This is a genomic window from Leifsonia sp. Ger2509 (assembly GCF_055231915.1).
Genome location: NZ_JBUYVB010000003.1, coordinates 2,774,161 through 2,783,960 on the forward strand (window position 1 = coordinate 2,774,161; position 9,800 = coordinate 2,783,960).

General features: G+C 68.3%; 8 protein-coding genes. 4 read left to right on the forward strand and 4 right to left on the reverse strand.

The genetic code is table 11. The features are described 5' to 3' along the window. Window positions 1-33 precede the first annotated feature (33 nt). On the reverse strand, window positions 34-1,545 hold the full coding sequence (locus ACV7NN_RS13585) for a sugar transferase (protein WP_463350103.1): 1,512 nt from the start codon (window positions 1,543-1,545) through the stop codon (window positions 34-36). Window positions 1,546-2,012: 467 nt separating this feature from the next. Between ACV7NN_RS13585 and ACV7NN_RS13590 the strand changes: the two genes are divergently transcribed. After that, the gene (locus tag ACV7NN_RS13590; RefSeq protein WP_463350104.1) at window positions 2,013-3,110 is read left to right on the forward strand and encodes a fatty acid desaturase family protein; all 1,098 of its coding nucleotides are present in this window, start codon (window positions 2,013-2,015) and stop codon (window positions 3,108-3,110) included. Between the two features lie 110 nt (window positions 3,111-3,220). Next, window positions 3,221-3,937, forward strand: coding sequence for an SOS response-associated peptidase (locus ACV7NN_RS13595; protein ID WP_463350105.1), 717 nt, complete (start codon window positions 3,221-3,223; stop codon window positions 3,935-3,937). A 319-nt stretch (window positions 3,938-4,256) separates the two neighbouring features. On the opposite strand, the gene mgrA is transcribed toward ACV7NN_RS13595, so the two are convergent. Continuing rightward, window positions 4,257-5,297, reverse strand: a complete 1,041-nt coding sequence (gene mgrA, locus ACV7NN_RS13600) for an L-glyceraldehyde 3-phosphate reductase (RefSeq protein WP_463350106.1) — start codon at window positions 5,295-5,297, stop codon at window positions 4,257-4,259. A 195-nt stretch (window positions 5,298-5,492) separates the two neighbouring features. Next, window positions 5,493-6,116 (reverse strand): SHOCT domain-containing protein, encoded by a 624-nt coding sequence (locus tag ACV7NN_RS13605; protein ID WP_463350107.1) that lies wholly within the window; start codon window positions 6,114-6,116, stop codon window positions 5,493-5,495. Between the two features lie 195 nt (window positions 6,117-6,311). Between ACV7NN_RS13605 and ACV7NN_RS13610 the strand changes: the two genes are divergently transcribed. Further along, window positions 6,312-7,718 carry an FAD-binding oxidoreductase gene (locus ACV7NN_RS13610; RefSeq protein WP_463350108.1) on the forward strand — a complete coding sequence of 469 codons (1,407 nt, stop codon included), beginning with the start codon at window positions 6,312-6,314 and terminating at the stop codon, window positions 7,716-7,718. 55 nt (window positions 7,719-7,773) lie between these two features. Next, window positions 7,774-8,592 carry an alpha/beta fold hydrolase gene (locus ACV7NN_RS13615; RefSeq protein WP_463350109.1) on the forward strand — a complete coding sequence of 273 codons (819 nt, stop codon included), beginning with the start codon at window positions 7,774-7,776 and terminating at the stop codon, window positions 8,590-8,592. 481 nt (window positions 8,593-9,073) lie between these two features. Here the strand turns inward: ACV7NN_RS13615 and ACV7NN_RS13620 are convergent, their stop codons facing one another. Further along, the gene (locus tag ACV7NN_RS13620) at window positions 9,074-9,775 is read right to left on the reverse strand and encodes a hypothetical protein (protein WP_463350110.1); all 702 of its coding nucleotides are present in this window, start codon (window positions 9,773-9,775) and stop codon (window positions 9,074-9,076) included. Between the last annotated feature and the right edge of the window lie 25 nt (window positions 9,776-9,800).

The window sequence follows — 9,800 nt, forward strand, 5'->3', positions numbered from 1 at the left end:
TGTTCGTGCTGGTCGGGTAACAGAAGGAGGGCATCAGTACGCCCCCACAGGGTGAGTGAGCACCTTCACGGTGCGCCACATGATCATGAGGTCCCCCGTCAGGGACCAGTTCTCGACGTAGTAGAGGTCGAGTCGCACGCTCTCCTCCCAGGAGAGATCGGAGCGTCCGTTGACCTGCCACATGCCGGTGAGGCCCGGCTTGATGTAGAGCCTCCGGTGAACATGCCGTTCGTATTCGCGGACTTCGACGGGCAGCGGCGGCCGCGGCCCGACGAGGCTCATATCCCCCACGAAGACGTTCCACAGCTGCGGGAACTCGTCGATCGAGTACTTGCGCAGCACGCGGCCCACGCGCGTGACGCGCGGGTCGTTCTTCATCTTGAACAGGACCCCGTTGCCGTCATCCTGTGCCTTCAGCTTCTCGAGATCCGTTTCGGCCGTGACGACCATCGAGCGGAACTTGAACATCGTGAACGTCTCTCCGTTGCGGCCGACCCGCTCCTGGCGGAACAGTGCAGGCCCTTCGCTGTCGAGGCGCACCAGGAGCGCGACGACGAGGAACAGGGGCGAAAGGATGAGGAGTGCGAAGCCGGAGGTGGCCACGTCGAGGGCGCGCTTCAGGACGTGCTTGCCGCCTTCGAACTGCGGAATCTCCACATGGATGAGCGGAAGGCCCTCCACGGGCCGGAAATGGATGCGCGGTCCAGCGACGTCCACGAGGCGGGATGCGAGGACCAGCTCGGTCGCCGTCCCCTCGAGCTGCCAGGCGAGCGAGCGGATGTAGTCGCTGCCGCCCTGGGGCTGGCCGGCGACGATGACCGTGTCCGCGTTGAGGCTCGCCGCCGCCTCCGCGACGCCGGTGAGGTCTGACACCACCGGGACATCCTGAGCCGGAAAGGCGACAGGGCGACTCGGGTCGTCGACGGATGCGCCGACCACGTGGTACGCGGCTCCCGACTTCTGGTCGATCTGGCGCACGACGTATTCGACGTCGTCGCCGCCACCCACGACGAGGGCGCGCGAAAGGTAGTGGCCGAACATCCTCTGGTGGATGAGCCATTTGCGCCACAGCCACCTGCTGGTGAGCACGCCGAGCACCCCGACGGGCAGGGCGAGCACGAAGTAGCCGCGGGCGATGTCGACCTTCGCGACCAGGAAGACCATGGCGAGGAGCCCGAAGGTGATCGCACTGGCGCTGACGACGCGACGGTATTCGGTGACGCCGATGCCGACGACCCGTGAGTCGCGCGTGTGGTACGCGGCGAGGGTGAACATCCAGACGAGCGAGATGAGCACGGCGATGGCGAGGTAGTCGGTGCGGTAGCCGCCGACGAGCGCGTGGGTGTCATCGAAGCCGAAGCGCAGGAACATCGAACCGAAGCAGAAGGTGACGATGATCACCGTGTCGGTGACGAGGAGGCGCAGCCGGTAGCTCCGGGCCCACGCGCGCTCGCTCGTCCGGACCACGTCCGGGCGGAACGGTGTGTGCATCACAGTGGCGCGCGCGTGGTTGTGGAAGGAGAGACGTGGCTTGAGGACGGTCATGCGGTCCACCGCCCGGGCCCGGTCTCGGGGGAGTCGACGGCAACTGGGGGAAAGCCGTGGTCTCGAACGGCTTTGTTGCCGCCGGCTCCGTCCAGGGGGGTCACCCTCAGCGCTTCCTGCCCGCCGAGCACCACGAAGGTTCGGGTGTCGGGCGACGGTCGAGTGACTCGACCTCGGGTGAGCGCATTCACGAGAGTGTCCCTGCGTGTCGGGTGTACAGGCGATCTTCGGGCTTGTGACAGGTGAGAGAGACCGCGAACAAAACTGATTGTTTCTCACCTATTCACAAAAATGAGATTACATCGTTTTTCCGAGTCTGTGGGTTCCCCCGAAAGGGGGACAGCACTTTTTTGACATCTCGCCGGTCGATTCGCAGCGTTCCATCAGCACCCACACGTATGCTGAGGCCATCTGCGGACGTCTGTCCGAGAACGCCGGCTGGGAAGTCGATCCGACGAAGGCTGGCTATGACGGCACTCACTGCAACCCTGGGACCGGTGCGTCGCACGGTCAAACGCATCGACTCGACGCCGAGCGTGACCAACACCTACTCGACACTGCTGAACACGGTGCGCGATCACGGGCTGCTGCGGAGGACTCCATACTTCTACGTGACGGTCTTCGGCATCCTCGTCGCGGCGCTCGCCGGAGCCACGACCGGTTTCGTGCTGCTCGGCGACAGCTGGTTCCAGCTGCTCATCGCCGCCGCGCTCGGCGTGATCTTCACCCAGTTCGCCTTCCTGGCGCACGAGGCGTCGCACCGCCAGGTGCTGGCCTCCGGGCCCGCGAACGATCGGGCGGGCCGGCTGCTCGCGACCGCCGTCGTCGGCATCAGCTACTCGTGGTGGATGACGAAGCACAGCCGCCACCACGCGAACCCCAACACGGTCGGCAAAGACCCCGACATCAGCGTCGACACGATCTCGTTCCTCGAAGAGGATGCCAAGAAGGCACGCGGGATCGTCCGTGCGATCACGAAGCGCCAGGGCTACTTCTTCTTCCCGCTGCTGCTGCTCGAGGGCTTCAACCTCCACGCGCTCTCGTTCCGTACCCTCTTCGGCAAGGACAAGGTCGACGGCCGCGCCCGCGAGATCGTGTTCATCGCGCTCCGCTTCGCGATCTATTTCGGGGCCATCTTCACCTTCCTCCCCCTCGGCATGGCGTTCGCCTTCATCGGCGTGCAGCTGGCGGTCTTCGGGGTCTACATGGGCGCATCCTTCGCCCCCAACCACAAGGGCATGCCGATCATCGAAGCCGGCGTCAAGGTCGACTTCCTGAGCAAGCAGGTGCTCACCTCGCGCAACATCCGGGGCACCGGGATGTCGACCTTCATGGGCGGCCTCAACTACCAGATCGAGCACCACCTGTTCCCGAACATGCCGCGGCCGCACCTGCGGAAGGCCGCCGCGATCGTCAGGGAGCACTGCGCCACGGAGAACATCGTCTACACCGAGACGACGCTCCCGAAGTCGTACGGCATCGTGGTGCGCTACCTCAACCGCGTCGGCCTGTCGGCGCGCGACCCGTTCGACTGTCCCGCTGCCGGAGAGTTCCGCCGCCGCTGACGCTCCTCGCGGTCGAGCCCGGGAAAAGTCCGCGGATTCTTGTGAATCGCGCGGACTTTTCCCGGACTCGACAGATCGTCCGCGTCGGTGGCTGGCGTTAGCCTGTCACCATGTGCGGGCGTTTCGCGATGGACAAAGAGACCGACGACCTGATCCAGGAGTTCGTGGCCGAGGGCGGCGACTTCCGCGACTGGCGTCCGAGCTACAACATCAGCCCGACCGACCCGGTGCCGATCCTGCTCGAGAGCAAGAAGGGCGACGAGCCGCCGGTGCGACGACTCGAACTGGCGCGCTGGTCGCTGGTGCCGTCGTGGTCCAAAGAGCTGAAGACGAAGGTGCCGACCTTCAACGCACGCGCCGAGTCGGCCGCCGAGAAGCCGATGTTCAAAGCATCCGTCGCCTCGAAGCGGGCGATCGTCCCGGCGATCGGGTACTACGAGTGGCAGACCGACCCCGAGACGAAGAAGAAGACGCCGTACTTCATCCACTCGGCCGACGGCGAGCTCATGGGCTTCGCCGGCCTCTACGCCTGGTGGGCCGACCCGGCCAAGGAGCGCGGTGACGACGACCGTTGGCACCTGACCACGACCATCCTCACGTCGGATGCGGTGAAGACGCTCGAGCACATCCACGACCGCAACCCCGTGCCCCTGCCGCGCGAACTGTGGGACCACTGGATCGACCCGACCGTCGTCGGCGACCAGGCACTCCTCGATGAGGCGGTGCGTGCGGCGGTGACGGTGGCCGAGCAGCTGGTCTTCGACGAAGTCGGTCCGGTGACCGGCGACAGCCCCGACCTCATCCGGCCGATCCGCGACGCGGGCTGACGACGGCGACGACCGACGACGGAGCCGACGACCGCTGAGAGAGTAGGACGACCGGCGGCCGCAGTCGGCGACGATGGCCACCGCCGCAGCGCGGGGTGACGGCCGGACTCAGCCGTCCGACTCGTTGCGCCGGTGCCGAGTACCCGGGTGGGCGGGTCGACCAGACCACGCCACCCGGGACTCGCCCCACACGCGCCGGGAACTCACCCGCCGTCCGTGATCCGCGGCCCCCAGGGTGCTGCATCCGGCGCGCTGGTACGACAGTACGGTGGGCGGTCCGCGGACATCTAGGGGATGACAGCGGGCGCGTCCGGTGGTATCAGCCGAGTTGGCCGCGGCGCGCGGACGCCCAGAGGTCCACTCCGGTGTCCACTGCGTGCTCGTCGATGGCCGCGAGCTCGTCGGTGGTGAAGTCGAGGCGGTCGAGTGCGCCGACGTTCTGCTCGAGCTGGGCGACGCTGCTCGCGCCGGTGACGAGCGACGTGACCCGCGCATCCCGCAGCGCCCAGGCGAGTGCGAGCTGGGCGAGCGACTGGCCCCGGTCGCGCGCGATCGCGTCGAGGGCGCGGATGTGCTCCAATGCGTCATCCGACAGCATCGAGCGGTCGAGCGAGGTGTTCTCGGCCGCGCGGGAGCCGGCGGGGATGCCGTCGAGGTACTTGCCGGTGAGCATCCCCTGCGCGAGCGCGGTGAAGCCGATGACGCCGACCCCGAGCTCGCCGGCGGCGTCAAGGAGGCCCTCGGTCTCGACCCAGCGGTTGAGCATCGAGTAGGAGGGCTGGTGGATGAGCAGAGGAGTACCGAGGTCCGCGAGGATCGCCGCCGCGCGTCGGGTGTCGTCCGCGCTGTACGACGAGATGCCGACATAGAGGGCCTTGCCGGACCGCACCGCCGTGTCGAGCGCCGTCATGGTCTCTTCGAGGGGGGTACTCGGGTCGGGCCGGTGCGAATAGAAGATGTCGACGTAGTCCAGGCCGAGGCGGCCGAGCGACTGGTCGAGGCTCGCCAGCATGTACTTGCGACCGCCGCCGCCCTGTCCGTAGGGTCCGGGCCACATGTCCCAGCCGGCCTTCGACGAGACGACGATCTCGTCGCGGAACGGACGCAGGTCGTCGGCCACGAGACGGCCGAAGTTGCTCTCGGCGGAGCCATAGGGCGGCCCGTAATTGTTCGCGAGGTCGAAGTGGGTGATGCCGAGGTCGAAGGCACGGCGGACGATCGCGCGCTGCGTCTCGTACGGCCGGTCGTCGCCGAAGTTGTGCCAGAGGCCGAGCGACAGGGCGGGCAGGTCGAGGCCGGACCGGCCGGTGCGGCGGTACTGCATGCGGTCGTAGCGGGTGGGCTCGGGCTGGTAGGTCACGACAGGGTTCCTCGTTTCGGGGCGCGGTTACCTCTTACATTCGCGCGCCAGAGCGTCTCTGTCCAACAGTGTCGCGCGATCCGATTCAGCGCTCGCGTCGATGAGTGCGGCGTCGGGGCGGCTCGGTTGACGCGATCGGCCGCGAGGGGGCAGGATGCGCCGGCCAATTGCGTCAACCGAACTCGGCTGGGCGCGTCAGCCGCCGATGATCTTCGCCTTGGCCGTGGCGAACTCCTCGTCGGTGAGGGCTCCGCGGTCGTGGAGGTCCGCGATCCTGACGAGGGCATCGGCGGTCGAGGAGGGGTTGGGGAAGGCGGATGGCGTCGCGGGCACGGTGTGCGCGGAGGCGCCGCCAGGCGACGCGTCGGGCACGCTCGCGGAGGCGCCGGCAGACGACGCGTCGGGCACGCTTGCCGAGGCGGAGGGCGATTCCGACGCCACCGAATCCTCGGCGCCGGTGTGCCGCGCCATTGCCGCGGTCACCGCCGCGACGAACCGCTGCGCAGGTCCCGGGTCGGGCCGGAACGTCGTCACCGTCGGAGCGGCCGGGTCCCCGGTGCCGATGCGGAGGAACGACGCGATCAGGGCGCGCTCGAATTCGATCGAGCGGATGTCGTCGAGCGGATGCGTGACGATGGTCAGCCTGCGTCGCGCCCAGCCCGCGAAGATCACCCGTTCATCCGTCAGGGCGAGCAACCCGGACGGATTGGTGTTGCTCGAGTTCGACACGGCCAGGACGACCCGCAGGGTCGCCGTGACGGATTCGCCGTCGTGCAGGACCTGCTCGATGCTCGCGAGGGCCTTCTTGTCTGCTGCCACGGTCATCCCTCCGGTCCCGGTTCGACTGCCACTCTACGCAGCCCGCACGGACCTCCACCGAGCGAGAGCGGCACTTCCGGCCGAGAGTGACGTGCGCAACGGTCACGCTCGACCGGAACAGGCACTCTCGCCGGAGGCGCGAGCCGCGAGGCGCGAGCCGCGAGCCGCGCGCGGCAGCGGGTGCAAGATAAGAGGATGTCGACGATCGTCTCCGAACTCCGCGAACTGCTCGATTCGGACCAGGTCGTCACCGACGCCGGCATGCTGGAGGAGTACAGCCACGACGACGCGGAATGGGCCGCCTACGTGCAGCCTTTGGCAGTGGTACGCGCTCGCAGCACGGAGGACGTCGCCAGGGTGGTCGCGTTCGCGGCCGCGCACAGCATCCACGTCGTCCCACGCGGTGCGGGCACCGGCCTCTCGGGAGGGGCCAATGCTGTGGAGAACTCGATCGTCCTCTCGCTGGAGGAGCTGACCGCGATCGTCGAGGTGAACACCGCCGAACGCTTCGCGGTCGCCCAGGCCGGCGTGATCAACGACGTACTCCGCACCGAGGTCGCCAGCCACGGTCTGTGGTACCCGCCCGACCCGGCGAGCTACCGCATCTCGACGATCGGCGGCAACGTCGCCACCAACGCCGGCGGCATCTGCTGCGTCAAGTACGGCGTGACCCGCGACTATGTGCTCGGCATGACGGTGGTGCTCGCCGACGGCTCCGTCGTGCGGCTCGGACGCTCGACCGCCAAGGGCGTCGCCGGCTACGACCTCGCTGCCCTTCTGGTCGGCTCCGAGGGCACGCTCGGAATCGTCACCGAGGTGACGCTCAGGCTGCTTCCGCTCGCCGGCCGCGAGGAGCGTGCGGTGATCGGCTATTTCCCCTCGCTGCGGTCGGCGGGGGATGCGGTCGCCCTCGTCTCGCGCGCCGGCATCATCCCGTCCGCGCTCGAGCTGGTCGACCGCACCTGCCTGCGCGCTGTCGACGAGTGGCAGGGCATCGGTCTTCCGGATGACGTCGACACATTGCTGCTGGCGAAAGTGGATGAACGGGGTGAGGCGGGCGCCGAACTCGCCGACGAGATCGCGCGGCTGTTCACGGAGGCGGGCGGCACGAGCATCGAACGGGCCGCGGACGCCGCCGAGGTCGATCGGCTCTTCCTCGCTCGGAGGCTCGCGTACCCGGCGCTCGAACGCCTGGGGCCGGTGCTCACCGAGGACATCTGCGTGCCGCGCGCGGCGGTCCCGGAGATGCTGGCGCGCATCCAATCGACTGCGGCCGACCACGACGTAGTGATCGCGAACATCGCGCACGCCGGTGACGGTAATCTGCATCCGCTGATCATCGCCCCGGTCGGTGACGACGCCGCGAAGGAGCGGGCGAAGCTTGCGTTCGACCGGATCGTCGCGGACTGCCTCGACCTCGGCGGCACGGTCACGGGCGAGCACGGGGTGGGTCTGCTGAAGCTCGCCGGTGCGGAGCGCGAGCTGGGAGCGCGCGTCGTCGAACTGCACCGAGCGATCAAGCAGGCGCTCGATCCGCAGGGCATCCTCAACCCGGGCAAGGCGTTTCCCGGACCACCGGTTGCGGCTCCCGAATCGCCCTGACCATCGGCCGGCCACACCAGTAGTCCGGCACCACAGACAAATAAGGAGCGCTCGGATGCCCTCGATCAGCACCAGCGACGGAGTGAGGCTCGACTACACGGAGACGGGGGATCCGGTCGGTCGCCCGGTCATCCTGGTCGCCGGATTCAAGGCGCCGGCGACGAGCTGGGTGCTGCAGCAGGATGCGCTGACCGGCGCAGGACTGCGGGTTCTCGCCTTCGACCGTCGCGGCCACGGAACGTCGGAAGCGCCGTCGTTCGGCGCGCGGATGTCCCGCCACGGCAAGGACCTCGGCGACCTCCTGGTCGCGCTCGACCTGCGGGAGGCGGTCCTCATCGGAGGCTCGCAGGGAGCGAGCACGATCTGGGCGTACGCGAGCCTCTTCGGAATGGAGCGCGTCGCCGGAACGGTGACCGTCGACCAGACCCCGAAGATGCTGAACACCGATGACTGGGCGTTCGGGTTCTACGACTACGACCGTGCCGTCATGGGCACGATGTTCGAGCGCGGAGTGCCGCCGACGGGGCGCGGCACGCCGCCCGCTGAGCGCGGGGAACGGCTGATCCGGATGATGACGGCGATGCAGATCGACCCCGCGCGCACTGTCCCGGTCGCGTACACCGTGGCCGAGCTGGCCCTCCTGAACGACCATGCTGTGCAGGACTGGCGGGACGTCATCGCGGGCTTCGACGTGCCGTCGCTGTTCGTGGCAGGTCGCGACAGCGAGTTGTGGCCGTGCGAGCACGCCGACGCATCCGCCGCGCTGAACAGGCTCGCCGCGTCTGTGGTCATCGACGACTGCGGTCACGCGGCGAACATGGAGCAGCCCGACCGGTTCAACGAACTCGCGCTGGACTTCATCCGCAGGCTCTGATCGCGGGATGCGCCGAGCGCCTTCATGCCCGTCACGGCATGTAGCGGGCGGTACCAATCTCCTACCCCCAAAAGTGGGGTCAGATGAGGGGCTGGACGCAGCGAATGGCCATGATTTCGCCGATTATGCGGGATTTCGCACCGATTCGTGGTCGGATGCAATTTACTTGCGCCTGTCCCCTGAACGGGCCTATGGTGCTTAGTTGTCAGTGGGAGGGGATTCTCACGAATAAGCTCCGCCGACACCACACCAATTCGTGCACACGGTTTCGGTCGCCCTTCGGCGGCAGCGTTCGGTTGAGTACACGGGCTCGTTCCTGATCAGGGTGCGGTACCCGCGCTGTTCGGCAGCATTGGGGGTGCGCAATGGCTTGGCCGGATTCCGGACCAAGTGTCCACCAGACCAAGCCCGACCGCGCCCCGAAATCGAAGTCACACCGCTCCGACGACCTCCAGGGGGAAGCTCCGCTCTCGCGACGCCATCACGGGTTCTGGGGTGCCGTCGCAGTCGTCTCAGCCCTGGCCCTCGGCATCGCCCAGGCGGTCGTCTTCGTACCGGCGGTCGACGCGTCCGTTCCGGCGAAGCCCGCGGCGGTCAGCACCGCGACGGCGCCGCAACTCGTGCCCGTCGCAGGTCCCCCGACGGTCATCCCGAAGACGGTCGAGGTCACGACTCCGGTCACGCAGCGGACCACGACGCGAACGACCACGATCGTCCGCCGGGTCGCGATCAGCCCACGCGTGCTCGCCGCGATCATCGCCGCAGCGCAGGCGCAACTCGCCCGACAGGCCGCTGCGCAGGCCGCGGCAGCACGGGCCGCGGCTGCTCGTGGCTCCCAGGCTTCGCACGGCACGAACTGCGTCAGCTCGTCGAACACACCGACAGCGACGCCGAGCCCGTCGCCGACCACGACGAGCGGGTCGGGCACGGTCACGAGCTCGTCCAGTACCTCGACATCGAGCAGCACCTTGACCTGCGGACCCGGCACGACCGGGCCTTCGCAGGTCGGCAGCACGCCGACGCCGACGCCGACCCCCACGCCGACACCGACCCCCACCCTCACGCCGACCCCGACCCCCACGCCGACTCCGGCACCCACGCCGACTCCGACCCCGACTCCGACACCGACCTCGGACCCCGCGACGTCGACCCAGGCGGATGCGGCACCCCGGTCCGTGACCATCTCCGGAGGACGTGGAGCGGCCCGG

Excerpts from the sequence above, each read along its gene's own strand:
- ACV7NN_RS13585 (WP_463350103.1), bottom strand. The coding sequence starts at position 1,545 with ATGACCGTCCTCAAGCCACGTCTCTCCTTCCACAACCACGCGCGCGCC.
- ACV7NN_RS13590 (WP_463350104.1), top strand. The coding sequence starts at position 2,013 with ATGACGGCACTCACTGCAACCCTGGGACCGGTGCGTCGCACGGTCAAA.
- ACV7NN_RS13595 (WP_463350105.1), top strand. The coding sequence starts at position 3,221 with ATGTGCGGGCGTTTCGCGATGGACAAAGAGACCGACGACCTGATCCAG.
- ACV7NN_RS13610 (WP_463350108.1), top strand. The coding sequence starts at position 6,312 with ATGTCGACGATCGTCTCCGAACTCCGCGAACTGCTCGATTCGGACCAG.
- ACV7NN_RS13615 (WP_463350109.1), top strand. The coding sequence starts at position 7,774 with ATGCCCTCGATCAGCACCAGCGACGGAGTGAGGCTCGACTACACGGAG.
- ACV7NN_RS13620 (WP_463350110.1), bottom strand. The coding sequence starts at position 9,775 with ATGGTCACGGACCGGGGTGCCGCATCCGCCTGGGTCGACGTCGCGGGG.